General features: G+C 70.1%; 21 protein-coding genes and 1 pseudogene. 9 read left to right on the top strand and 13 right to left on the bottom strand.

Going from position 1 to position 24,758, the window contains the following annotated elements:
- Positions 1 to 217 precede the first annotated feature (217 nt).
- The 3 genes from galE to idi all read left to right on the top strand — a co-directional run bounded on the left by galE (position 218) and on the right by idi (position 3,122).
- Complete coding sequence (gene galE, locus AB0D27_RS04225; RefSeq protein ID WP_362501813.1) at positions 218 to 1,198, top strand: UDP-glucose 4-epimerase GalE; 981 nt, start codon at positions 218 to 220, stop codon at positions 1,196 to 1,198.
- 134 nt (positions 1,199 to 1,332) lie between these two features.
- Positions 1,333 to 2,271, top strand: coding sequence for a cation diffusion facilitator family transporter (locus tag AB0D27_RS04220; protein WP_362501811.1), 939 nt, complete (start codon positions 1,333 to 1,335; stop codon positions 2,269 to 2,271).
- Between the two features lie 257 nt (positions 2,272 to 2,528).
- Entirely contained in the window at positions 2,529 to 3,122 is a 594-nt protein-coding gene (idi, locus tag AB0D27_RS04215; protein WP_362501809.1) for an isopentenyl-diphosphate Delta-isomerase, read from the top strand.
- On the opposite strand, the gene AB0D27_RS04210 is transcribed toward idi, so the two are convergent.
- Together AB0D27_RS04210 and AB0D27_RS04205 are read right to left on the bottom strand one after the other, a co-directional pair.
- Positions 3,123 to 3,629, bottom strand: a complete 507-nt coding sequence (locus AB0D27_RS04210) for an ATP-binding protein (RefSeq protein ID WP_362501898.1) — start codon at positions 3,627 to 3,629, stop codon at positions 3,123 to 3,125.
- 174 nt (positions 3,630 to 3,803) lie between these two features.
- The gene (locus AB0D27_RS04205; RefSeq protein WP_362501807.1) at positions 3,804 to 4,448 is read right to left on the bottom strand and encodes an HdeD family acid-resistance protein; all 645 of its coding nucleotides are present in this window, start codon (positions 4,446 to 4,448) and stop codon (positions 3,804 to 3,806) included.
- Positions 4,449 to 4,514: 66 nt separating this feature from the next.
- Between AB0D27_RS04205 and AB0D27_RS04200 the strand changes: the two genes are divergently transcribed.
- The gene (locus AB0D27_RS04200; protein WP_362501805.1) at positions 4,515 to 5,258 is read left to right on the top strand and encodes an enoyl-CoA hydratase/isomerase family protein; all 744 of its coding nucleotides are present in this window, start codon (positions 4,515 to 4,517) and stop codon (positions 5,256 to 5,258) included.
- A gap of 13 nt (positions 5,259 to 5,271) precedes the next feature.
- Here the strand turns inward: AB0D27_RS04200 and AB0D27_RS04195 are convergent.
- Positions 5,272 to 5,906: pseudogene (locus AB0D27_RS04195) on the bottom strand (DJ-1/PfpI family protein).
- A 20-nt stretch (positions 5,907 to 5,926) separates the two neighbouring features.
- Positions 5,927 to 6,880, bottom strand: a complete 954-nt coding sequence (locus AB0D27_RS04190; protein WP_362501803.1) for a GlxA family transcriptional regulator — start codon at positions 6,878 to 6,880, stop codon at positions 5,927 to 5,929.
- 113 nt (positions 6,881 to 6,993) lie between these two features.
- Here AB0D27_RS04190 and AB0D27_RS04185 point away from each other — a divergent pair, with 113 nt between their 5' ends.
- The 3 genes from AB0D27_RS04185 (at position 6,994) to AB0D27_RS04175 (ending at position 10,550) form a co-directional block, all read left to right on the top strand.
- On the top strand, positions 6,994 to 7,860 hold the full coding sequence (locus tag AB0D27_RS04185; protein ID WP_362501801.1) for a hypothetical protein: 867 nt from the start codon (positions 6,994 to 6,996) through the stop codon (positions 7,858 to 7,860).
- A gap of 52 nt (positions 7,861 to 7,912) precedes the next feature.
- Positions 7,913 to 8,044, top strand: a complete 132-nt coding sequence (locus AB0D27_RS04180) for an LPFR motif small protein (protein ID WP_362501799.1) — start codon at positions 7,913 to 7,915, stop codon at positions 8,042 to 8,044.
- 127 nt (positions 8,045 to 8,171) lie between these two features.
- Complete coding sequence (locus tag AB0D27_RS04175) at positions 8,172 to 10,550, top strand: Tex family protein (protein WP_362501797.1); 2,379 nt, start codon at positions 8,172 to 8,174, stop codon at positions 10,548 to 10,550.
- Positions 10,551 to 10,644: 94 nt separating this feature from the next.
- On the opposite strand, the gene AB0D27_RS04170 is transcribed toward AB0D27_RS04175, so the two are convergent.
- Together AB0D27_RS04170 and AB0D27_RS04165 are read right to left on the bottom strand one after the other, a co-directional pair.
- Complete coding sequence (locus AB0D27_RS04170) at positions 10,645 to 12,291, bottom strand: ABC-F family ATP-binding cassette domain-containing protein (protein WP_362501795.1); 1,647 nt, start codon at positions 12,289 to 12,291, stop codon at positions 10,645 to 10,647.
- A 186-nt stretch (positions 12,292 to 12,477) separates the two neighbouring features.
- Positions 12,478 to 13,497 carry an oxidoreductase gene (locus AB0D27_RS04165; protein WP_362501793.1) on the bottom strand — a complete coding sequence of 340 codons (1,020 nt, stop codon included), beginning with the start codon at positions 13,495 to 13,497 and terminating at the stop codon, positions 12,478 to 12,480.
- Between the two features lie 67 nt (positions 13,498 to 13,564).
- Here AB0D27_RS04165 and AB0D27_RS04160 point away from each other — a divergent pair, with 67 nt between their 5' ends.
- Complete coding sequence (locus tag AB0D27_RS04160) at positions 13,565 to 14,578, top strand: FAD-dependent oxidoreductase (RefSeq protein ID WP_362501791.1); 1,014 nt, start codon at positions 13,565 to 13,567, stop codon at positions 14,576 to 14,578.
- Positions 14,579 to 14,580: 2 nt separating this feature from the next.
- Here the strand turns inward: AB0D27_RS04160 and AB0D27_RS04155 are convergent, their stop codons facing one another.
- Positions 14,581 to 16,542, bottom strand: coding sequence for a Xaa-Pro dipeptidyl-peptidase (locus AB0D27_RS04155; protein WP_362501789.1), 1,962 nt, complete (start codon positions 16,540 to 16,542; stop codon positions 14,581 to 14,583).
- Positions 16,543 to 16,724: 182 nt separating this feature from the next.
- On the opposite strand from AB0D27_RS04155, the gene AB0D27_RS04150 reads away from it, so the two are divergent.
- Positions 16,725 to 18,224 (top strand): M1 family metallopeptidase, encoded by a 1,500-nt coding sequence (locus tag AB0D27_RS04150; RefSeq protein WP_362501787.1) that lies wholly within the window; start codon positions 16,725 to 16,727, stop codon positions 18,222 to 18,224.
- Between the two features lie 654 nt (positions 18,225 to 18,878).
- Here AB0D27_RS04150 and AB0D27_RS04145 read toward each other — a convergent pair.
- The 6 genes from AB0D27_RS04145 to AB0D27_RS04120 all read right to left on the bottom strand — a co-directional run bounded on the left by AB0D27_RS04145 (position 18,879) and on the right by AB0D27_RS04120 (position 24,718).
- Positions 18,879 to 19,283 (bottom strand): hypothetical protein, encoded by a 405-nt coding sequence (locus AB0D27_RS04145; protein WP_362501785.1) that lies wholly within the window; start codon positions 19,281 to 19,283, stop codon positions 18,879 to 18,881.
- A gap of 37 nt (positions 19,284 to 19,320) precedes the next feature.
- Positions 19,321 to 21,042 carry an MFS transporter gene (locus tag AB0D27_RS04140; protein WP_362501783.1) on the bottom strand — a complete coding sequence of 574 codons (1,722 nt, stop codon included), beginning with the start codon at positions 21,040 to 21,042 and terminating at the stop codon, positions 19,321 to 19,323.
- Between the two features lie 44 nt (positions 21,043 to 21,086).
- Positions 21,087 to 21,533 (bottom strand): MarR family transcriptional regulator, encoded by a 447-nt coding sequence (locus AB0D27_RS04135; protein ID WP_362501781.1) that lies wholly within the window; start codon positions 21,531 to 21,533, stop codon positions 21,087 to 21,089.
- 490 nt (positions 21,534 to 22,023) lie between these two features.
- A complete protein-coding gene (locus tag AB0D27_RS04130) occupies positions 22,024 to 23,229 on the bottom strand; it encodes an FAD/NAD(P)-binding oxidoreductase (protein ID WP_362501779.1) in 1,206 nt (401 codons plus the stop codon).
- Positions 23,226 to 23,444 carry a ferredoxin gene (locus AB0D27_RS04125; protein ID WP_362501777.1) on the bottom strand — a complete coding sequence of 73 codons (219 nt, stop codon included), beginning with the start codon at positions 23,442 to 23,444 and terminating at the stop codon, positions 23,226 to 23,228. The genes AB0D27_RS04130 and AB0D27_RS04125 overlap by 4 nt, the downstream gene beginning before the upstream one ends.
- Positions 23,445 to 23,479: 35 nt before the next feature.
- Positions 23,480 to 24,718, bottom strand: a complete 1,239-nt coding sequence (locus AB0D27_RS04120) for a cytochrome P450 (protein WP_362501775.1) — start codon at positions 24,716 to 24,718, stop codon at positions 23,480 to 23,482.
- Between the last annotated feature and the right edge of the window lie 40 nt (positions 24,719 to 24,758).

The raw sequence follows: 24,758 nt of genomic DNA, 5'->3' as shown, positions 1-24,758 counted from the left end.
TCGGATGATGGGAAGCGGGCGTTCACCGCCCGTTCACGGCCCGATCAACCACGTCTGCGTGGCCCTCCGCCGCGATCATCATCGGTGATCCGGGGCCCACGCCACAAACCGCGCCCCCAGACCGGTGCATTCCCGACATCGCGCCGGGCACACCGGCGCATCGGGCCGAAGCGGGGCAGGGTGGGCGGGACACGGGACCGGCATAGGGTTGGCGTCCATGACATGGCTGATCACAGGCGGAGCCGGATACATCGGGGCACACGTGGCGCGGGCGATGGCGGAGGCCGGGGAGCGCGTCGTCGCCCTCGACGACCTCTCGTCCGGGGTGCCGAACCGGCTTCCGGAGAGCATTCCGCTGGTGCAGGGGTCGTCGCTGGACGGGGACCTGCTGAAGCGGGTCCTCGCCGAGCACGCGGTGACGGGTGTCGTGCACCTCGCGGCACGTAAGCAGGTCGGCGAGTCGGTTGCCCAGCCGACGCGCTACTACCAGGAGAACGTGGGCGGTCTCGCGACGCTCCTGGAGGCTGTCGCGGGGGCGGGCGTCAAGCGGTTCGTGTTCTCCTCGTCGGCGGCCGTCTACGGCAATCCCGATACGGACCTCATCACGGAGACCACCCCCTGCGCCCCGATGAGCCCGTACGGCGAGACGAAGCTCGCCGGGGAATGGCTGGTGCGCGCGGCGGGCCGGGCGCACGGCATCGCCACCGTCTGTCTGCGCTACTTCAACGTGGCCGGCGCGGCGGCGCCGGAACTCGCCGACACCGGTGTGTTCAACGTGATCCCCATGGTCTTCGACCGCCTCACCCGCGGCGAGGCCCCGCGAATCTTCGGCGACGACTATCCGACGCCGGACGGCACGTGCGTCCGCGACTACATCCACGTCGCCGATCTCGCCGAGGCACACCTCACGGCGGCCCGGCGGCTGGCCGACGGCGCGACGGGCGATCTGACGGTGAACATCGGCCGCGGCGAGGGAGTGTCGGTCCGCGAGCTCATCACCCTCATCGGCGAGGTCAGCGGCGACAGTCGGCCCCCCGTCGTCGAGCCGCGCCGCCCGGGTGACGCACCGCGCGCAGTCGCCTCGGCCGCGCTGGCCGCCGAGGAGCTGGGCTGGAGCGCGCGGCGCGGGGTACGCGAGATGGTCGAGTCGGCGTGGCGGGGCTGGTCGCTGCGCCACCCTGGAGCACCGGCCGAGTGATCTTGTCAACGCTCTGACCTGCGGATCGTTTCCGCAGGTCAGAGCATATGACAACGGTGTTCAATGCCGCGTTGCCCGATACCCGGGAACCGTAGTTCACTGTGATCCCGAGCAGAGCACAGGAGGCGGCTTCCATGGGGGCTGGGCACGACCACGGGCACGCGCACGGCGCTCCCCCGACCGGTACGGCGACAGCCGCGTACCGCGGGCGGCTGCGGGTCGCGCTGTCGATCACGCTCACCGTCATGGTCGTCGAGATCGTCGGCGGTCTTCTCGCCGACTCCCTCGCGCTCATCGCGGACGCGGCGCACATGGCGACGGACGCGCTGGGGCTGGGCATGGCGCTGCTCGCGATCCACTTCGCGGGCCGCCCGCCGAGCGAGAACCGCACCTTCGGATACGCGCGGGCCGAGATCCTCGCCGCGCTCGCCAACTGCCTGCTGCTGCTCGGCGTCGGCGGCTACGTGCTGTACGAGGCGGTCCAGCGCTTCGTCACGCCCGCCGACACCGAGGGCGGTCTGACCATCGTGTTCGGCCTGATCGGCCTGGTCGCGAACACCATCTCGCTGACGCTGCTGATGCGGGGCCAGAAAGACAGCCTGAACGTGCGCGGCGCCTTCCTCGAGGTGGTGGCGGACGCGCTGGGGTCGATGGCGGTCATCATCGCCGCGGTGGTGATCCTGACCACCGGCTGGCAGGCCGCCGACCCGATCGCCTCACTCGTCATCGGCCTGATGATCGTCCCGCGCACCTGGAAGCTGCTCCACGAGACGCTCGACGTGCTCCTGGAGGCGGCTCCCAAGGGCGTCGACATGGCGGACGTGCGCGCCCACATCCTGGCCCTGCAGGGCGTCGAGGACATGCACGACCTGCACGCCTGGACCATCACGTCCGGCATGCCGGTCCTCTCCGCCCATGTGGTGGTCAGCTCCGACGTGCTGAGTGCGATCGGCCACGAGAAGATGCTCCACGAACTCCAGGGCTGCCTCGGTGACCACTTCGACGTCGAGCACTGCACATTCCAGCTCGAGCCGAGCGGGCACGCCGAGCACGAGGCGCGCCTGTGTCACTGACGCTCCGGGGCGCCGGATCGGCCGTCGTACGCACGGTGCTGTTTCGGAGTACGTCGTCCGGCCCGCATTCGACGTTCTGCCCGAACACCTGATGGCCCTTGTCCTGGACGATTCCTCGCCGTGGGCACCGGGCACGATCAGGTATCCGGCCGCTTCCCGCGGGCCCGCGGGGCGGGACATGCGGGAATCGCGAAGTGCCGGGAGTGCCGGTTTCGTACGGCAGACTTGGGGCTCGAAGACCGATGCGAAGGATGGGTATGCCGATCACACCTGCCACCGCGACGCACAGTTCGTCGAACGGCACCTCTGAAGCGATCTTGCTCGAGCTGGTCGACGAGGACGGCAACACGATCGGCACGGCGGAGAAGCTGGCCGCCCACCAGACGCCGGGGCAGCTGCACAGAGCGTTCTCCGTGTTCCTCTTCGACGAGCACGGCCGGCTGCTGCTCCAGCAGCGCGCCCTCGGCAAGTACCACTCCCCCGGCGTCTGGTCGAACACCTGCTGCGGTCACCCCTACCCCGGCGAGGCGCCCTTCGCTGCGGCGGCCCGGCGGACGTACGAGGAGCTGGGGGTGTCCCCGTCGTTGCTCGCCGAGGCGGGCACGGTGCGCTACAACCACCCGGACCCGGACTCGGGGCTGGTGGAGCAGGAGTACAACCATCTCTTCGTCGGGATGGTGCAGTCGCCGCTGCGGCCCGACCCGGAGGAGGTCGGCTCGACCGCCTTCGTGACCGCCGCCGAGCTGGCGGAGCGGCACGCGAAGGACACCTTCTCATCGTGGTTCATGACCGTGCTGGACGCGGCGCGTCCGGCGGTCAGGGAGCTGACGGGGCCGTCGGCCGGCTGGTGATCAGAGCACGCCAGGGGTGAGCGGCAGGGCGGCCCAGATCACCTTGCCGCCGCTCGCCGTGTGCTCGACGTCGCACACTCCGCCCGACTCCCTGGCGATCTCCCGCACCAGCAGCAGACCCCGGCCGCCGGTCTGGCCGTGGTCGGCCTCCAGGGCGGTCGGGCGGTAGGGGTGGTTGTCCTCCACGGAGACACGCAGCCACTCGGCGCCGACGGCGACCTCCACGGCGAGCATCGGCGACAGGAGGGCCGCGTGCCTCACCGCGTTCGTGACCAGTTCGGAGACGATCAGCAGGAGTCCCTGGACGAGGTCGTCCGATGCGGGCACTGCCTGGCGGATCAGCAGGTCGCGGACGGCGTGCCGCGCCTGCGGGACCGACGAGTCGATGGCGGGAGCGGTGAACCGCCACACTCCCTCGTACGGCAGCGGGCCCGGCGGCCTGCGGTCGGCCGTCACGTCTCCGCCGACTTCAGGGCTCGGGTCGGACCCCCGCCCGAGGTTGTCCATCGTCCGGTCGCCGCCCTCGCGCTCGATTGTCACCACACATCGAGTGTTGGTAACGCGCTGGTCCGTACCCGAGCACTGAACAGAAGTCAGCGAGTATCGACGGTTTCTGATCGTCGGCGTATGACACAGTCAGTTGTAAGACTGCTCCTGTCCCTGTTGTGCCGACTTCGCGAACTATTCGGGTTGTACGGGTTTGGCACCGGGCTCGCCCGATTCGTTCGCCGCCGTCCGCTCGTCCACGAGGCGCTCGGAGACCATGCCCACGATGCGCCGTCCGCCGTACCCCGTGGCGATCAGGCCGAGGCCGTCGAAGAGCAGCGCGAGGGCGAAGAAGGTGCCGATGACGTACTTGCTGCTGCTCGGCCAGGAGGCGAGGACCAGGATGCCGAGCAGCAGGTCGAAGGCGCCCTGCACGAGGGTCCAGCCGAACTGGGGACCGCGCACCACGACGCTGCCCACCAGGCGGAACACCCCGCCGGTCAGGAACAGCAGCGCGGCGAACATGGTCAGTGCGGCGGCGGCCGCGTCCGGTCTGCGGATGACGACCACACCGGCCGCGAGGTTCAGGGCGGCGACCACGACACCGAGCCAGAAGAAGTTGGTGCCGCGCGCCTGGATCGCGTGCATCAGTCCGACCGCGCCGCCGATCAGCAGCAGCCAGCCGAACAGGATCATCGAGGTCAGCGTGGCGGCCGCAGTGTAGACGAGGCCCACGACGCCCGCGAGCACGAGGATCACGCCGAGCGCCGCGATCCAGCCGAAGCTGCGGGTGAGCTTGGCGGTCTCACCCTTGGGGCCGGCCTTGCGGGATGTGACCATCAGCGCCTCCTCGCGCCTCTCCTCTTCTTGATCGTACGTTCGGCGGGTGCGGATAGCATCCGGCCTATGGAGCCGCAGCTGTCGCACCGCATCGGCGACGGGGTCGCCACCGTCGTCATCCACCACCCGGCGAAACGCAACGCCATGACGACGCGGATGTGGCGCACGCTGCCGCCGCTGCTCGACGAGTTGACCGCTGACGCCGATGTACACGCGCTGGTGCTCACCGGCGAGGGCGGGACGTTCTGTGCCGGCGCCGATATCTCGACGCTGCGGGGCGACCCGGAGGAGGCACAGGGCCTGGCCGTGCTCGCCGAGGAGGCGCTCGCCGCGTTCCCGAAGCCGACACTGGCCGCGATTCGCGGGTACTGCGTGGGCGGCGGGGCCCAGCTCGCGGCGGCCTGCGATCTGCGGTTCGCGGAGCGGGGGGCGCTGTTCGGGGTGACTCCGGCGAAGCTGGGAATCGTCTATCCGGCCTCCTCGACACGACGGCTGGCGGCGCTGGTCGGTCCGGCCGCCGCCAAGTACCTGCTGTTCTCGGGCGAGTTGATCGACGCGGAACGGGCGCTGCGCACGGGCCTGGTGGACGAGGTGCTGCCCGAGGGCGAACTCGACAAGCGCGTCGGGGAGTTCACACGTGTGCTGGCCGCGCGCTCGCTGCTGACGCAGGCGGCGGCCAAGGAGTTCGCGAACGGGCGCGGGGACCGGGACGCGTACTGGGCGGAGCAGGCGCGGGGCAGCGGCGACACCGCGGAGGGTGTCGCCGCCTTCCTCGAGCGCCGGCAGCCGCGGTTCACCTGGACCGCGTGAGGCTTCACGGGGACTACGTGAGGATGAAGCGGCTCTTCGTGCGGAACTCCTCGACGAGGTGGGCGGGCGCCTTCTGCGGCGATCCGGCGTCGTAAGGCGGCCGCGGGTCGTATTCGGTCAACAGCTGTACGGCCTGTGCGTGTTCGTCGCCCGCGATCCGGCCGAGCAGGGTGAGCCCCATGTCGATGCCGGACGAGACGCCGGCCGCGGTCACGTACTTGCCGTCGAACACGACCCGCTCCTGCGTCGGCTCGGCGCCGTACTCCTTGAGGAAGTCCAGGGCCAGCCAGTGGGAGGTGGCCCGGCGCCCGTCGAGGAACCCGGCGGCGGCGAGCAGCAGCGAGCCGGTGCACACCGAAGTCGTCCAGGTACTGGCGTTGTCGGCGGCCCGCAGCCAGTCCAAAAGGACCTCGTTCTCCATCTGCGCGAACTGGCCCGGGCCCCCGGCACCACCACGATGTCCGGGTGCGGCACGTCGGCCAGGGTCTTGTCGGCGGTCAGGGCCAGATTGCCGGTGTCGGCGCGGACGGGGCCGGTGCGCTCGGCGACGAAGACGGTCTCCGCGTCCGGCAGCCGGCCGAGCGTCTCGTACGGCCCCACGGCGTCCAGGGCGGTGAAGCGGTCGTAGAGGACGATGGCGATCTGCATGGAATTCCTTCGGGTGGGATTCAGTGGACGGGTGCCGGCCGGAAGCGGCGTCGGTACTCCGCCGGTGCCGAGCCGAGCGTCTTGACGAAGGCGCGGCGCATCGCCTCGGGTGTGCCGTAGCCGCAGGCGCGGGAGATCTCCTCGATGCCGTCGGCGGTGTCCTCCAGGAGACGCCGCGCGTGTTCGAGGCGGACGCGCTCGACGTACCGGCCCGGCGTCATACCCGTCTCGGCCTGGAAGGCGCGGGCGAAGTGGCGGGGCGAGAGACTGGCGCGGGCGGCGAGGGACTCGACGCTCAGGTCGTGGTCGGGGTGCTCGGTGATCCACTGCTGGACCTCGCGCAACGGTTCGCGCTGCGCGGTCTGGGCGGCCAGCTGGGCGCTGAACTGGGCCTGGCCGCCCGGGCGGCGCAGGAAGACGACCAGATGGCGAGCGACGGTGAGGGCCATCTCGCGGCCCAGGTCCTCCTCCACGAGGGCGAGGGCCAGGTCGATGCCGGAGGTGACGCCTGCCGAGGTGGAGACCTGGCCGTCACGGACGTAGATGGGGTCAGGGTCGACATGGACCGCCGAATGGTCGCGGGCGAGCTTGTCGCAGTAGGCCCAGTGGGTCGTCGCGCGGCGGCCGTCCAGGAGGCCGGCCGCGGCGAGCACGAAGGCGCCGGTGCAGACGGAGACCAGTCGCTCGGCCCGCGGACCGTGCGCGCGCAGCCAGTCGGTCAGGCGGGGGTTCGGATGCCGGGTTCCCCGGCCGCCGGGGACGAGCAGGGTGTGCGGGGTGGGCGCGTCGGCGAGCGCGTGGTCCGGGACGAGGGTGAGACCGCTGGAGGTGCGCACGGGTGCGCCGTCCAGGGAGGCGGTGCGGATACGGTACGAGCCGCCGCGGCCGGTCTTGGCGCCCGCGAAGACCTCCACAGGGCCCGTGACGTCGAGGCTTTGCACATCGTCGAAGAGGACGACCAGAACGGTTCGCATGTCCTTGATTCTTGGCGGCCGCGACGATGTCCGCAATGACGAGTACCCCACCTTTCCTGCCATGGCCCGCGCCCCGGATTCCCTACCTACCGACCAGTCGGTAACCTCCGGCTATGACCACTCCACTGCCGGAGCGCGCCGGGCGGCGCTGCCACAACGTCCTCAATCCGCTGCATTCGACGCACTACTTCTCGCCCGACCTGGAGCGGGAGCTGGCCGCGGTCGGGATCGAGGACAGCAGGGCCGCGTACTTCGCGGTGCGGGCCGCGGCCATGGGCGCCGTGGGCCCGGGCACGGTGACGGCCACGTTCTACAACTTCCGCCACGAGCTGGTGGCCGAGCACCTGCCCGAGGTGTGGCGGACCGCCGCCCCCGAGGACGTGCTCGCGGCACGCGCGCGTGCCGTCGACGCGACGCTGCGGCGGCTGCTCGGCGAGGACGTCATCGCCTCCAAGGAGGTCGCCGAGGCCGCCGAACTCGCGCTGCGCGCGACCGAGGCCTGCCGCAGGACCGCCCGCCCGCTGTACGCCGCCCACGCGGACCTCCCGGTGCCCGACGCTGCGCACCTCGCCCTCTGGCACGCGGCCACCCTGCTGCGCGAGCACCGCGGCGACGGTCACCTCGCCGTGCTGCTCGACGCGGAACTCGACCCAGTGGAGGCCCTGGTGAGCCACACCGCGACCGGCAAGGGCATGGCCCCCAGGTGGGCGCTGGCCACACGCGGCTGGTCCAGGGAGGACTGGGAGGCGGCGGCCGGCCGGCTGCGGGAGCGTGGGCTGCTCGACGCCGAAGGCGAGTTGACCGAGGCCGGTGTGGCCCTGCGCCAGGACATCGAGGCGCGGACGGACCGCCTCGACCGTGCGCCGTACGAGCATCTGGGCGCGGCGGGCGTGGAGCGGCTCACCGAGTTGGCGAAGGGGCTCCTGATGACGGCGTTCGCCGCCGGGGCGTTCCCGGAAGGCATGGTCGGCAAGGGCTGAGGTACCCGTAAGTCTCCCGGCTCTCCGTGCCGGGAGACGAAAGGGGAGAGACATGTTGCGTGCCATCGCGGACGTGCTGCGCCAGATCGGCGGGGCGATCGCCACGGTCGTGACGCTGCCGTTCCGGGCGCTGGCCCGGCTCTTCGGCGGCGCCTCGCGCTCCGGGCGGACCGGCCGCGCCTGAGTGATCCCGCGTCCCTTGGTGCCGTCTTTCGGCACGGGACGCGCTCCAGTGCCGCCCTGATCCCCCGTTGTCGGTGTCACCTGCCACAATTGCCGCGCAACCTCAGTGGAGAAGGCGGTACGGGATCGTGACGACACCCCTCGTAGGGTCCATCGAAGGCAGGATCGCCGAGGAACTCGGCGTACGGGAGCGGCAGGTCAAGGCCGCCGTCGACTTGCTCGACGGCGGTTCGACGGTGCCCTTCATCGCCCGCTACCGCAAGGAAGCGACCGAGATGCTCGACGATGCGCAGCTGCGCACCCTCGAGGAGCGGCTGCGCTATCTGCGGGAGCTGGAGGAGCGGCGCGCCGCGATCCTCGATTCGGTGCGCGAGCAGGGCAAGCTCACCGCCGAGGTCGAGGCGCAGATCAGAGGCGCAGAGACGAAGGCGCGCCTCGAGGACATCTATCTGCCGTTCAAGCCGAAGCGGCGCACGAAGGCGCAGATCGCGCGCGAGGCCGGTCTGGAGCCGCTGGCCGAGGGCCTGCTCGGCGATCCGTCGGTCGACCCGCTCGGCGCGGCGGCGGCCTTCGTCGACGCCGACAAGGGCGTCGCCGATCCGCAGGCCGCCCTGGACGGCGCGCGGGCGATCCTCACCGAGCGCTTCTCGGAGGACGCCGACCTCATCGGCGAGCTGCGCGAGCGCATGTGGGTGCGGGGGCGGCTCGCCGCGAAGGTGCGGGACGGCAAGGAGGAGGCGGGCGCCAAGTTCGCCGACTACTTCGACTTCGCCGAGCCCTTCAAGGAGCTGCCCTCGCACCGCGTCCTGGCCCTGCTGCGCGGCGAGAAGGAGGAGGTCCTCGACCTCGTCCTGGAGCCCGAGGAGCCCGTCGAGGGCCCTTCGTCGTACGAGGGGATCGTCGCCCACCGTTTCAGGATCGCCGACCGCGGCCGTCCCGCCGACAAGTGGCTCAGGGACACGGTCCGTTGGGCCTGGCGGACTCGCATTCTCGTGCACCTCGGCATCGATCTGCGCCTCAGGCTGCGCACGGCCGCCGAGGACGAGGCGGTGAACGTCTTCGCGGCGAATCTGCGGGACCTGCTGCTCGCCGCCCCGGCGGGCACGCGCGCGACGCTGGGGCTCGACCCCGGGTTCCGTACGGGCGTGAAGGTCGCCGTGGTCGACGCGACGGGCAAGGTCGTCGCGACGGACGTCATCCACCCGCACGTCCCGGCGAACAGATGGGACGAGGCCATCGCCAAGCTCGCCCGCCTCGCCCAGCAGCACTCGGTCGAACTGATCGCGATCGGCAACGGCACGGCGTCCCGCGAGACGGACAAGCTGGCCGGTGAACTCATCACCGAACACCCGGAGCTGCAGCTCACCAAGGTGATGGTGTCCGAGGCGGGGGCGTCCGTGTACTCGGCGTCCGCGTTCGCCTCCCAGGAACTGCCCGACATGGACGTGTCGCTGCGCGGCGCCGTGTCCATCGCACGCCGGCTCCAGGACCCGCTCGCCGAGCTGGTGAAGATCGACCCGAAGTCCATCGGTGTCGGGCAGTACCAGCACGACCTGTCCGAGGTGAAGCTGTCCCGCTCGCTGGACGCGGTGGTCGAGGACTGTGTGAACGGCGTGGGCGTGGACGTGAACACGGCCTCCGCACCGCTGCTCTCCCGGGTCTCCGGCATCACCTCCGGGCTCGCCGAGAACATCGTGGCGCACCGCGACGCGAACGGCCCCTTCACGGCCCGTACGGCGCTGAAGAATGTGACCCGGCTCGGTCCGAAGGCCTACGAGCAGTGCGCGGGATTCCTGCGGATCCGGGGCGGGGACGACCCGCTGGACGCGTCCAGCGTGCACCCCGAGGCGTACCCCGTGGTGCGGCGCATGGTGAAGACGGCGGGGAGCGAGGTCGCGTCCCTCATCGGCAACACCGGTGTGCTGCGTTCGCTGAAGCCGACCGATTTCGTGGACGAGACGTTCGGTCTGCCGACCGTCACGGACATCCTGAAGGAGCTGGAGAAGCCCGGGCGTGATCCCCGGCCAGCCTTCAAGACGGCCACCTTCAAGGAGGGCGTCGAGAAGATCTCCGATCTGGCGTCGGGGATGGTGCTGGAAGGGGTCGTCACGAATGTGGCCGCCTTCGGGGCGTTCGTGGACGTGGGTGTCCATCAGGACGGGCTCGTGCACGTCTCCGCGATGTCCAAGACCTTCGTCAAGGATCCTCGGGATGTCGTGAAGCCCGGGGACATCGTCAAGGTGAAGGTGCTGGACATCGACATCCCGCGCAAGCGGATCTCGCTGACGCTGCGATTGGACGACGAGGCCGCGGCTGCCGCCCCGGAGGGTGGCGGGCGTCCCCAGCGCGGGGGGCGGCCGCCTCAGCAGCGGGGACAGCAGCAGCGCCAGGGGCGTGGCGGCGGAGGGGGTGGCGCCCCTCGGCAGGCGCCGGCGCCTGGGAACAGCGCGATGGCGGATGCGTTGCGGCGGGCCGGGTTGGTTGACCCCAAGCGGGGTCGGGGCTGACCTCTTCCGGTGCTGGGGCCTTGGCGAGAGGGCCCCAGCACCGGGGCTGAGCTTGGGGTCGGATCGCGAACCGGTGTCTACGGCGTGCCGCTCTCTAGGACGGCAGTTCCGTCACCTTGCCGTCCGCCACTTCCAGGCGGCGCGTCGTGTGAACCGCGTCCAGCATGCGGCGGTCGTGGGTGACCAGGAGGAGCGTGCCCTCGTAGGTGTCGAGGGCCGATTCCAGTTGCTCGATGGCCGGGAGGTCGAGGTGGTTGGTCGGCTCGTCGAGGACGAGGAGGTTGACGCCGCGGCCCTGGAGGAGGGCCAGGGCCGAGCGGGTGCGCTCGCCCGGGGAGAGGGTCGCCGCCGGGCGCAGGACGTGCTCCGCCTTGAGGCCGAACTTGGCCAGGAGCGTGCGGACCTCGGCCGGCTCGGTGTCGGGGACCGCCGCGCAGAAAGCGTCGAGCAGGGACTCGGAGCCGTGGAAGAGCTTGCGGGCCTGGTCGACCTCGCCGACGATCACGCCGGAGCCGAGGGTGGCATGCCCGCCGGACAGCGGGACCCGGCCGAGCAGCGCGCCCAGCAGCGTCGACTTGCCCGCGCCGTTCGCGCCGGTGACGGCCACGCGGTCCGCCCAGTCGATCTGGAGCGTCGCGGGACCGAAGGTGTAGTCGCCGCGCCGTACCTCCGCGTCCCGCAGCGTGGCGACGACCGCGCCCGAGCGCGGCGCCGCGGCGATCTCCATGCGCAGCTCCCACTCCTTGCGCGGCTCATCGACGGCGTCCAGCCGCTCGATCATGCGCTGGGTCTGCCGGGCCTTGGCGGCCTGCTTCTCACTGGCCTCGCTACGGAACTTGCGGCCGATCTTGTCGTTGTCGTTGCCCGCCTTGCGCCGGGCGTTCTTGACGCCCTTGTCCATCCAGGAGCGCTGCATCTGGGCCCGGCCCTCGAGCGCGGACCGCTTGTCGGCGTACTCCTCGTAGTCGTCGCGGGCGTGCCGGCGGGCGGTGTCGCGCTCTTCGAGATACGCCTCGTATCCGCCGCCGTACAGGGTGATCTGCTGCTGCGCCAGGTCGAGTTCGAGCACCTTGGTGACGGTGCGGGTCAGGAATTCGCGGTCGTGGCTGACGACGACGGTGCCCGCGCGCAGGCCGGAAACAAAGCGTTCGAGGCGCTCCAGCCCGTCCAGGTCCAGGTCGTTCGTCGGCTCGTCGAGCAGGAAGACGTCGTAGCGGGAGAGGAGGAGCGACGCCAGTCCGGCGCGGGCCGCCTGGCCTCCGGACAGCGACGTCATCGGCTGGTCCAGGTCGACGCGGAGCCCGAGGGAGTCGGCGACCTCCTCGGCGCGCTCGTCGAGGTCTGCGCCGCCCAGGCCGAGCCAGCGCTCCAGGCTCGTGGCGTAGGCGTCGTCCGCGCCGGGCGCCCCGTCGACGAGCGCCTGCGTCGCCTCGTCCATCACACGCTGGGCCTCGGCCACGCCCGTGCGGCGCGCGAGGAACTCCCGTACGGTCTCGCCCTCCCGGCGCTCCGGCTCCTGCGGCAGATGCCCGACGGTCGCGGTCGGCGGGGAAAGGCGCAGCTCTCCCTGCTCCGGCGTGAGGAGACCGGCGAGCAGCCGCAGCAGTGTGGACTTGCCCGCGCCGTTGGCACCGACGAGCCCGATCACATCGCCGGGCGCGACAACGAGGTCGAGCCCGGAGAAGAGGGAGCGGTCGCCGTGTCCGGCGGCGAGATTCTTGGCGACGAGAGTGGCAGTCATCAGAAGCCCGATCCTAACGGCCCGCCCAGCCGCCCCGCGCCTAGGTTGTCCGTGGGCCATCGCCCCCACCATCAGGAAGTCGCCGCGTCCACCATCAGCTGGCCATCGCCCCCACCATCAGGAGGTCGCCGCGTCCACCATCAGGAGGTCGTCCCGGCCACCGTCAGGAGGTCGTCCCGCGCACCGTCAGTGGGCCATCGCCTCCACCAGCACACTCCCCGTCGTCCGCGCGACGAGGAACGCCTCCCCCTTCACCGCCTTGGCGTCCAGCGCGACCCGGTGCCGGCCCGGCTCCAGGATCCCGTCAAAGACGTCGTGCGCGTGGGTGCGGGAGAGGCGGTCCAGCCGGTACGCGGTCAGCCGGACCCGGCACGTCGAGGTGACCTCGATGCCCGCCTCTTTGTCGGCGGCGACCAGGCGGGTGAGCCGGCGCAGCTCCTGCGGGCGGCGGTCCAGGGCGTGCTCGGTCTGGGCGACCAGGAGCGGAAGGATCGGAGCGAGGCCCTCGACGTAGGCGACGTCGACGCCGGCGCTCTGGAAGGACTGCCGTACGGCGGCGCGTTCCCGCGCGTCGACGGCCGGTCCGAAGGCCACGGCTCCGTATGTACGGAGTTCCTCGGCCGACACGTCCGTCGTGTCGCGGGCGATGTCGGCGCCGATGCCGATGGTGCGCAGGGCGGCGGCGAGCTTGGCGAGCAGCGCGACGCGGGCCCCGATCAGCAGGACACGGCGACGGGGTGCCCAGTCGCCGTCGAGGAGGGAGTTCAGGGCGCCGCGGTATTCGGCGCCCCGGAAGCGGAAAGGCCCTATCCCGTGATAGCCGTTGAGCTCCAGGTCGGCGCGTTCGTCGGTCTGCCAGGCGAAGTCGCGCCACACGTAGTCGTCACCGTTCTTCTCGATGACGGCGGTGACGGCACCGCATTCGAGGCTCGCGCACTCGGGGCAGCCGTAAATGAAGTACCGGCCGCCGTCGAGAGGTGCCTCGTCCTCCAGGAGGAGGCCGCGCACCTGCGCGGTGAAGATCGCGGGCGGTACGTCGGAGGCGAGCGGGGACACCGCGTCGAGGTCGGAGAGCTGGAACAGCAGCGGGCGCCCGTCGACGATGAAGTCCAGGAAATCCCGGTGCACTTGGTAGTCACCGTTGGCGAGGACTCCACCGGCACGCATCGCCGGTGCCAGGCCGAAGGTCGCGTACTCGGCAGACATGCTGTGAGTATCCCCAGACTGGGAGCGATGTGAGCACGGCATGACATATTTCCGCTACCGTCCCCGCGTGGAGAACGCTCGCGGCGGAGAGGTGATCGTGCTCGGCAGCGGTGTCATCGGTCTGACGACGGCCGTTGTCCTGGCCGAGGGCGGCAGCCGGGTACGGGTGTGGGCCCGGGAGCCCGCCGAGCGGACCACCTCGGCGGTTGCGGGCGCGCTGTGGTGGCCGTACCGCATCGAGCCGAAGGCGCTCGCCCGCGCATGGGCTCTCCAGTCGCTCTCCGTGTACGAGGAGTTGGCGGCGCGGCCGGAGGAGACGGGCGTACGCGTGGTCGAGGGGGTGCTCGGCGAGACGCGGCTGGACGAGCAGGGGCCATGGGCCGCCGCCCGGCTTCCGGGGCTGCGGGCGACGACGGCCGAGGAGTACCCGGGGACCGGGCTGTGGGCCCGGCTGCCACTGATCGACATGCCGGTGCATCTGCGGTGGCTGCGCGAGCGGTTCCTGCGGGCGAGCGAAGCGAGATGGGGATCCCCCCGGACGGGGTCTGGGGCAGGGACGATCGAGACACGCACGGTGACGGACCTCGCCGAGGCCGGGGCGCCGATCGTCGTCAACTGCACGGGCCTGGGCGCCCGGGAACTCGTACCGGATCCGGCCGTACGGCCCGTGCGCGGACAGCTGGTGATCGTCGAGAATCCCGGTGTCCGCAGCTGGGTCGTCTCGACGGACCCGGCCGCCGGGACGACCACGTACGTCTTCCCGCAGCCGGACCGGCTGGTACTGGGCGGCACGACCGACGAGGACGACTGGTCGCTGACGCCCGACCCGGCGGTAGCGGCGGAGATCGTCGAGCGGTGCGCGGCGCTGCGTCCGGAGGTCGCCGGGGCGCGTGTGCTCGACCATCGGGTGGGGTTGCGGCCGGTGCGTGACGCGGTGCGGCTGCAGCGTCAAGTGCTGCCGGACGGGCGGGTGTTGGTGCACAACTACGGACATGGCGGTGCCGGGGTCACGGTGGCGTGGGGATGCGCGCGGCAGGCGGCCGGGCTCGCCGTCGGCGAAGGCCCGGCCGCCGCAGGGTGAACTCAGCGGGTCTCCCCCGGGACCCGGAGGGCGGTGCGCGGACCCTGTACGCCGTCAAGGACGGACGCGTCCGGGGCCGCCGTGGAACCCGCCGTCGCCCTGGTGAAGGCGTCGGCGCCGCCGACCAGCGGGACCCGGGCCGACGTACGGGACAGGTCCAGTGTCAGGGTCGGCGTGCTCGACGGCGGGTCGATGAGGTCCTTGTCGGTGCCGGCGACGATCAGTGCGAGCCGGTGACCCTTGGGGACGACATGGTCGGTGGCCGCCAGGTCGAGGGTGATGGTGTACGCCTTGCCGGGAGTGAGCGGGACGCCCTTCAGGTCCGAGGCGTAGTTGCCGAGGTCGGCCCAGCCGCGGCTGAAGACGGTGTAGTCGACGTCGGTCTTTTTCGCCTGCGCGACCTTGAAGCAGGGGCTGTCACCGGTCGTGCTCGCGCCCCAGCAGGTGCGGTCGGTGAGCGTGGTGATGCCCTCGCCGGCGGCGGCGTAGTCACGGATGGTGTCCGGGCCGAGGTCGACAAGTACCGCGGAAAGATGGGCTGTTGATTTGGTCGGGGTGGCGGTGACGGTCACCTTGGAGGAGCCGGACAGCCGTAGGTCGTGGCTGAGCGGCTTGGTGACGAAGCCCGCCTTGTCGGGGGTCGACTGGTCGACGTGTGCGGCCCAGTCGGTCTCGCTCAGCTGCGGGTTGTCCGTGAAGGCCTCGGTGCCGGAGCCGGTACGGAGTCCGAGGGTGCCGACGCCGGACTGGGTTCCCGTGGCCGGACGCAGGGTTGCGGCCTCGGTGGCGCGCGGTGGCCAGACACTGGAGGTGACCCACTGGTCGGGGTGGCGTTCGAGGTCGGCCATGGGCTCGTCGTCGATGCCGTTGTCGTAGCCGAGCAGTTCATGGTCGAACCAGCGGTGCAGGGTGTCGACCCAGGCGCCGCGGCGGAAGTCGAAGGGATCGACGTGGCCGGTCTGGGAGAGCCAGATCTTGCGCTCGACGCCGTTCTTGGCGAGGGCGTCCCACCACTGGCCGAAGTTCTTGGTGCGCACGTTGAGGTCCTGCATGCCGTGCACGAGGAAGACGCTCGCCTTCACCTTCGAAGCGTCCTTGACGTAATCACGCTCCGTCCACAGCGAGGTCCAGTCGCCGGTGCGCGGCGCCTCGTCGACCAGCTTCCGTTGTACGGCGGCGCACTTGGTCCGGGCGTCGGGGCTGTCCACGTAGTCGGACAGCCAGTCCGGGCCCGAGTCGTAGAGCGGGGCGCCCTTGGCGAAGTAGTAGTCGTACCAGGAGGAGATGGCGCTGATGGGCACGATGGTTTTGAGGCCCTTTACGCCCGTGGCGGCGACACCGTTGGCGATCGTGCCGTCCCAGCTCTTGCCGATCATGCCGGTCCTGCCGTTGGTCCAGGTCGCCTTGGCCGCGGCGGCGCCGGTGCGCGTGGTGTATCCCTTGGCCCGGCCGTTCAGCCAGTCGACGACCGCCTTGGCGGACTGGATGTCGGAACGGCCGCCGACATCCACGCAGCCGTCGGAGCGGTTGGTGCCGGCCAGGTCTACGCCGACGAACGCGTAGCCGCGCGGTACGAAGTAGTTGTCGTAGAACAGCGGCATCTGGACGACGTGACCGTTCGCGTCGTACGTCTTCTTCTGGCTTTCGTTGCCGCGCCCGCAGCAGGAGTAGTACGGGCTGGCGTCCATGATCACGGGTATCTTGCGGCCCTGCTGGGCGAGTTCACGGGGCCGGACGATGTCGACGGCGACGCGGTCGGTCTTTCCGTCGCTGTCACCGTCGAGGCCGGTGTCCACCCAGACGGATTCACGGATCGCGTTCTCGTACGAATAGACCGGGGTGCTCTCCCGTGGGGCGCTGTGAGCGGCGGCGGGAGCGAGGAAGGCGGCCATCAGGGCGGCCGTGGCCGCTGTCGCGAGCGATCTCCAGGTCATGAAGCGCATGCGGCGCGCTGGTATCGGCATGCGCGGAAGGTACCCCGGTCAACTCCCGTACAAAAGAGGGTCGGTGAAAGGGCCATGAGTCGGAATCACTCATGTCGGCCGAATGGCGATCGTGTGACAGGGGCGGCCATGGACATGACCGGGACCACAGGGACTGAATAGGCTCCGGACAGACTTCATGCCCCTACGACTTGGAGCTTGACGTGCACCGCAGACTCATCGCCCCGGGCGCTCTCGCGGCCTCCCTGCTGCTGGCGATCCCGGCATCGGCGGCCAGTTATTCTCCCGGGGCACCGGGCATCGGCGACCCCTACTACCCGGCCTACGGCAACGGCGGATACGACGTCTCGCACTACGACCTACGGCTCAAGTACCAGCCGCAGACGGACGAGTTGGAGGGTACGGCGACCCTTCTGGCCACCACCTCGCAGGATCTGTCACGCTTCGATCTGGACTTCCTGCTCGATGTGAGCGAGGTGCGGGTCAACGGCGCGAAGGCGTCGTTCGCGACCTCGGGCCAGCACGAGCTGGAGATCACCCCGGCGAAGCCGCTGCCCAAGGGCACGCCGATCACGGTCGTCGTCCACTACAGCGGGGTGCCGTCCACGAAGAGCGCGTACGGCTTCTCGACCTGGCACCGCACCCCGGACGGGGCGGTCGCGGCGGACGAGCCCGAGGCGGCGTGGTGGTGGTACCCGAGCAACGACCACCCGCTCGACAAGGCGACGTACGACGTGTCGGTTGCCGTGCCGGACGGAACCCAGGCGATCTCCAACGGGACGCTGCAGTCGACGAGTTCACGGCTCGGCTGGACCCGCTACAACTGGCGGTCCAACAAGCCGCAGGCCACGTATCTCACCACGCTCGCGGTGGGCAAGTTCGACATCACGACCAGCACGTCCGAGGGCGGCGTCCCGGTCATCAACGCCTACAGCAAGGACCTCGGCGACAACGACGGCGCCGCGCGCGCCAGCGTGGAGCGCACCGGGGAAATCGTCGACTGGCTGAGCGGCTACTTCGGGCCGTATCCCTTCAGCTCCGCCGGCGGATACGTCCCCAACACCACCACCGGGTACGCGCTGGAGACGCAGACCCGCGTGTACTACAGCCCACGGCAGTTCGCGAACGGCTCCAACACCTCTGTCGTCGTCCACGAGTTGGCGCATCAGTGGTACGGCGACGACGTGTCGCTGAAGGGCTGGAAGGACATCTGGATCAACGAGGGCTTCGCCCGGTACGCGCAGTGGCTGTGGTCGGAGCACGAGGGCGAGGGGACGACGCAGGAGCTCGCCGACTACGTGTACGCCTCGCACCCGGCGGACGACGCCTTCTGGACGGTCAAGCCCGGCGACCCCGGCGCCGACAACCAGTTCGACATCGCGGTCTACGACCGGGGCGCGCTGGCGGTCCAGGCGCTGCGCAACGAGATCGGGGACGACGCGTTCTTCGCCGTGCTGAAGGGCTGGCCGAAGGAGCACGCCTACGGCAACGCGTCGGTCGGCGACTTCCAGAAGTACGCCGAGCAGGTGTCCGGGAAGTCGCTCGCCTCGCTCTTCGACACGTGGCTGTTCCAGCCTACGAAGCCGGCCGCTCCGGCGGCGCGGACCGCGTCGATCGCTAAGGCCTCGGCGGCTCCCGCGCAGCCGAAGTCGTGGAAGAGGATCGCGGCGACGAACGACCTCCACACGGGCCAGACCAACTAGGCCCGGGTCTCCCCAGGATGGATCGATCGGTCTCACCCATTCGGTACACGCGGCCGTTCGCGTCGGTGACTTCCCTGCAGGGAACGGAAGTCCCTTGCTGTGTTGCTGACATTTCTGTCTTCCCTTGCGTGAAAAGAACTTGGCGTGCGCTCCCTGGGCTTTCTGTCCATGCGGTGGGGTGGAACGGATTCCCATCCCTGCGGCTGGGCCCGGCATGGCCGAGGCCTGGTGGTACGCCATCCGTGCAGCTGGGGTCCGGGGCGGCATCCCGGACCATGACAGCGCGCAGGCGGTGACACAGTGGTGGTGCGGAGCGGATCAAGCCGGTCGACCAACTGCTGCGGCGCCTGGCCGCGCTCAGCACGCCGACGCCTGATCAGGTCGAGTCCGGCGTCAGCCGCCTCCACCAGCACGCACGGCCGGTCGTCGGTGCTTGCGCGGCGGCGCACGAGGCCAACGCGGGTTGGACTGCGGGACGATCAGGGCGGCCCGACGCTGCATCACGTTTCCAAGAGCGTTGCTCGCGGCCGCAAGCACGGCGCAGACCAGTGACACGGCGATCAGCACGACAACCTCCTCTCGGCGGACGGAGGACGAAGGACGAAGGACGGGAAGCGCCCGAGGGCGTACCGCGGTTCCGCGGTACGCCCTGTCTCAGCTTTGCGGCAGGCCGAACCAATACTGGCCACCCTGGTTTTCGAAGACGTAGGGACGCGTCAACTTGTCCCATGCGCCGATCAAGTCGGCGTCGAAGGCGGCGTTCCCCAGCGTGTGAAGGATGTCCCGCACCTCAGGGGAGCGCCTCGGGTTCTCGCCCGCCGGCCAGGTGGTGGTGATCTGTGCCTGGGCGCAGGACAGCAGCCGAAGCTCACGCTCACGGGCGCGGCGGCGCTCACGGCGCAGGACCCATCGCCAGCCCAGAGCGATCCCGCTGCGCCTGCCCAACCGACCCGGTCGTGTCCCGGTATGGCGTCTCAGGGGGACGTTCGCGCAGAGGGCGAGGGCGGTGATCAGCCCCAAGGTCTCCAGCGTGTACGCGATCCAGTTCGTCGCACTCACTGTGGCTCCTCTCGTGCCGGCGCCGTGCCGGTCTCCGTTACGCGCTCTTGGTACGCAGCTCCTCCAGTGACGCTGCCGTCAACCGGTGTGGTGTCCGACCGGGTTCGACCAGGACGACGGTGCAGGCCGCGGCGTGGGTGAGTGCGGCGGTGAAGCTGCCGTCGGTGAACTGTGCCACCGGTCCGCGCGGGGATCGGCCGATCGCGATGGTGTGTGCTTCGACGTCGGCGGCGTGCTGGGCGAGGACCCTGCCGGCTGTGGCGTGGTCGCCGATGCTGGTGAGTACCTGTCCGGTGGCGGTGATGCCGTGTGCGGCGAGGTGGTTGAGGTGGGCGAGCACCGCGGCGCGTGCGTGGTCAGCGTCCTCGGCGTCGATGGCCTGTTCCTCGATCACGACGGTCTCACGAACGTGGACGACCTCCAGCGCGCTGCCGGCGTCGCGGGCGACGGCGGCGGCCTCGTCGACGATCAGGACTGCGTCCTCGGTGCCGCCGACCGCCACGATGAGCGGGCGGTACCCGGGCTCCGGGGTGGCCCCGACGCGCTCGAAGGTCGGGCGCACCGTCTCGCCGTGTGCCTCGTCTTTCTCCGCAGCGTTGACCAGCTTATGGCCCGAGGCGAGGACGAAGATTGCGAGGATGAAGGCGGCGCCGCCGAGGTAGAACGGGACGCTGAGGTTGGTGGCCTCGGCGAGCTTGCCGGCGACGAACGGGGCCAGGCCGCCTCCGATGAACCGGACGAAGCCGTAGGTCGAGGAGGCGACCGATCGCTCGACCGGTGAGACGAGCATGACGGCTTGGGTGGTGAGGGTGTTGTTGATGCCGATGAACGCGCCGCTGACGATGACCGCGACGATCACGGTGGCGGGGCTGTTGACGCCGACGGCGATGACCGTCATGACGATAGCGAGCCCGATCAGATTGCCGTAAAGCACCTGGGCGGTGCCGAATCGTGCTTGCAGGCGGGGCGCGAAGTACACGCTGAAGGCGGCGACCAGCAGGCCCCAGCCGGTGAAGACCAGGCCGAGCTGCTGGGCGTCGAGCTCCATGGGGTACGGCGCGTAGCCGAGCATGGTGAAGAATCCCCAGTTGTACAGCAGCGCCATGATGCCCATGGTGAGCAGCCCGCGGTGCCGCAATGCCTTGAGCGGGGCGGCCAGCGATGTGCGGTGGTCGGGCTTGGGCAGTTCGGGGACGAACGCGATCGTGGCGATCAGGGCGACGGCCATGAGCGCGGCGACGCCGAAGAACGGCCCGCGCCAGCTGATGGTGCCCAGTTCACCGCCGAGCAGTGGACCGACCGCGATGCCGAGACCGAGTGCGGTTTCGTACAGGATGATCGCTCCGCGGAAGCCGCCGCTGGCCGAGGCGACGATGACCGCCAGGCTGGTGGCGATGAACAGGGCGTTGCCCAGGCCCCAGCCGGCGCGGAAGCCGACGATGCCGCCTATCGAACCGGAGGCGCCGGCGAGCGCAGAGAAGACGACGATCAGCACCAGGCCTATGATCAGCGTACGTTTGGCGCCGATCCGGCTGGAAATCCAGCCCACTACGAGCATCGCGACCGCGGTCACGACCAGGTAGCTGGTGAACAGCAGCGACACCTGACTTGGTGTGGCCTGCAGGTTCTTCGCGAGCGAGGGCAGGATCGGGTCGACCAGGCCGATGCCCATGAACGAGATGACGCAGGCGAACGCCACGGCCCACACAGCACGTGGCTGCTTGAACGGGCTCGCCGTTGTCCCATGCGTTGTGCTCATTGCCTATTTTCTCCTGGAAGGTTGTCTCTCATCGATGCCGACGGTCACATGGACGCCTCGGCCTGGATCACTCGGGCGAGCGCGGGGAGGGCGATGGCCGCCGCGGACCGCTCCTGCGGATCAAGCCGGCCCATCAGCTCGCGCAGAGCCTCTGCACGCTCGGCACGCCGCTGTCTGACCAGGTCGGCTCCGGCGTCGGTCGCTTCGACCAGCACGCCTCGCCGGTCGTCGGTGCTCGCGATGCGGCGTACCAGCCCGTCGCGTTCCATACGCGTGACCTGCTGTGTCATTCCGGGCTGGGAGACGCCCTCTGCGCGCGCCAGCTCGGTCAGCCGCTGGGGGCCCTCGCGGCCGATGCGGCCCAACACGGACGAGGCCGCCATGCTCAGACTCCCGGCCGTGCTGACCTGACGCGCATACCGGACCAGCTGCTCAAAGGCGACGACGAGCTCTTCACCGGAGCCACCGGAATCCATAACCCTGTTATGCATAACTGGATTATGGAAGTGGGGTGAGCCGATCGTCAACGTGACCTGGATCTCAGTTCCGATGCGTGAGCGGCTTGAGCAGGCAGCAGTTTGAGCAGGCAGGCGATAGGAGCAGCGGCAGATGACCGACGATGAGGAGCTGTTCGCCGCCGACCTGGTCGGCAAGCAGCTGCTGCGGGTGACCACGACCTGGCACCACTACGCGGAGGACGAGCCTTCCCCTACTGCACCTGTGGCTGCATCTGGAGGGCTGGCTCTGTCCACGAGAACGAACGGACAGCAGATGTTCACCACTTCGGGAGGCACTGCGGTCGGCATCTGTTCGATGTTCACGAAAATGGGTTCTGGCTCACATTCCGCAGAAAGTGAGCCAGAACCCGAAAATGGGCAACACAGCTGTTACGGGCCGGGGCACAAGATCAGGTGTCGGCTGCTTCTGCGGACATGCTCTCATCACTGTTCTCCCTCATTGCTTCCGGCGGGGACCTGGAGGTCAGTTCACGGTTTCCGGGCGGAGCGCGGGTGTGATCGTGAAGGCTTTCCACGACGCGCGTTCGACGACCAGGCGGCGCAGCGTGCGTACCTGGCGGGGGGTGTTCCAGCCGAGTACGCCGACCACCCTCCCGTGGTGGCCGTAGGCGGCTGCGAAACGGCCGTCCGACGGATCGCCGTAGACGATCCGCAGCTCGGCGCCGGGCGGGAAGATGCCGTACGCCTGGATCCTGGTGTCGTACTGGTCGGTCCAGAAGTAAGGCACGGGAGCGAACGGGGTGGCATCACCGAGCAGGTTGCCGGCTGCGGCCATGGCCTGTTCGGTGGCGTTCATCCGGTGTTCCAGCCGCATGCGGGTGCCGAAGTGCGGGTTGTGCCAGGAGGCGACGTCACCGGCGGCGTAGATACCGGGTGCGGCCTGGCACAACGCGTTGCACACCACACCATCCCCCAGGCGCAGGCCCGAGCCGGTCAACCAGTGGGTCGCGGGGGCGGATCCGAGAGCCAGGACGACGACGTCGGCCGGCAGCGTGGTGCCATCACCGAGTTCCACCCCGGTCACCCGGCCGCCTGCATCGCGCAGGCGGCGCACCGGTATCCCGCAGCGCAGGCGCGTGCCGTGGTCGCGGTGCAGGTCGGCGACGAGCGCGCCGATGCGGTCGCCGAACGGGCGACGCACCGGAACGGGCTCCGGCTCGACCACGGTCACCTCCAGGCCCATGGTCCGGGCCGCCGCGGCGACCTCCGTGCCCAGGAATCCGGCACCGACCACGGCCACCCGGGTCCCGGTGAGCAGCGCGGCGCGTAGGGCGAGAGCGTCGTCGAGCGTGCGCAGGACGTGGACCCCGGCCAGATCGCTGTCGGGAAGGCGCCGGGGGGCCACACCGGTAGCGATGATCAGACCGTCGAAGCCGATGCTCTCGCCGTTGCCCAGGCGCACCTGGCCGCCCTCCACGTCGAGGGCGGCGGCGCGCTGTCCGAGCCTCAGGTCGGCCTCCAGCCGCGCCAAGTCCTGTAGGGAGCGCAGGGTAGCCCGTTCGGGCTCCCAGGCGCCGGTGAGGATCTGCTTGGACAGCGGCGGCCGGTCGTACGGCGGATGTGGCTCCTCGCCGATCAGGGTGAGGTCGCCGCCCCAGCCTCGGCGGCGGAGGGTCTCGGCCGCGGTCAGGCCTGCGGCCGAGGCTCCGACGATGACGATCCGCTTCACCTCTTGTCCTCCTGCTTCTCCTGGTCTTCCACCCAGATCGCCTGGGCCGGGCAGAGGGCGGCGGCCTGCCGGACGTCGTCCGCCAGGTCCTCCGGCGGGGTCTCGGTGAGCAGGACGACGATGCCGTCCTCCTCGCGCTGGTCGAACACCTCCGGTGTGGCCAGCACGCACTGGCCGGAGGCGACACACTTGTTCTGGTCGACGATCACCTTCATCGGATCCTCCTGTTCTGCGCGGCACTCGGCCGCGATCACCAAGTGATGGGCAGTTCGTAGACGCCGTAGACAGCCCCGTCGTGCTTGAACGGGATCGCGTCGAGATCTACCACCAGCTGCACGGTGGGGATGCGGCGGTAGAGGGTGCCGTAGACGACCTGCAGTTCCACCCGGGCCAGCGGCTGGCCCAGGCACTGGTGCACACCGAAGCCGAAGGCCACGTGATGGCGGGGGTTGCGGGCGATGTCCAGCCGGTCGGGGTCGGGGAAGGCGGCGGGGTCGCGATTGCCGATGTCGTTGGCCACGATGACGCCTTCGCCGGCGCGGATGGTCACCCCGCAGATCTCAATGTCCTCCAGGGCCACGCGGCGCCGTCCGCTGTGCACGATGTTCAGGTAGCGCAGGAGTTCCTCGACCGCCGAGGCGACCACCTTCGGGTCGTCGCTCTCGCGCAGCCGGGCCAACTGGTCAGGGTGCTGCAGCAGGGCCAGGGTGCCCAGCGCGATCATGTTCGCGGTGGTCTCGTGTCCGGCGATCAGCAGCAGCATCCCCGTGTTGGCCGCTTCACGTCGGGAGAGTTCTCCCGCCCTGACCCGCGCGGCCAGCGTGGAGAGCAGGTCGTCTGCCGGGTGGGCGAGCTTGTCGCCGATCAGCCGGTCCAGGTAGTCGAGCAGCCGCCGGGTGGCCGCCTGCGCCTGCTCAGCCGTCGTGGTACGCGTGACCAGGATCTTGCTGTTGGCCTGGAAGAAGTCGTGGTCGGCATACGGGACGCCGAGCAGCTCGCAGATCACCAGTGAGGGCACCGGCAGCGCGAACGCCTCGACCAGGTTGACCGGTGTCGGTCCGGCGAGCATGGCGTCGATCAGACCGTCAACGATCTTCTGGATGGCCGGCCGCAGCGCCTCCACGTGCTTGATGGAAAAGGGCGCGGTGACCATCCGACGGAGCCGGGCGTGCTCTGGATCGTCCATGTCGATGAAGGACGGCGCCAGCGTCCGGCGCTCCATTTGGGCCGCGCCCGAATACGGGTAGTGCGGGCGAGTGCTGTCTGCACTGATCCGCGGATCGGCCAGCACCGCCCGCTGGTCCTCGTAGCGAGTGACCAGCCACGGGGTGCTGCCGTCCCACAGCCGCACCCGGCTGATCGGGGCCTGGGCCTGCAGCGTGTACAGGGCCGGCGGCGGGTCGAACGGGCAGCCGGCCGCCCGGGTCATGGGGTAGTCCGGTACCTCCGCCGACGACGCGTCAATGCCGGGTGTCGAGATGGTGCTCATGGTTCTCCGCCCTTTCCGGAAGTCCGATATGGGGGCAGGC

This window comes from Streptomyces sp. NPDC048415, assembly GCF_040651675.1.
Taxonomy (GTDB): domain Bacteria; phylum Actinomycetota; class Actinomycetes; order Streptomycetales; family Streptomycetaceae; genus Streptomyces.
Note: the sequence above shows the minus strand (reverse complement) of the source record. Positions and strands in the feature narration are given on the sequence as shown.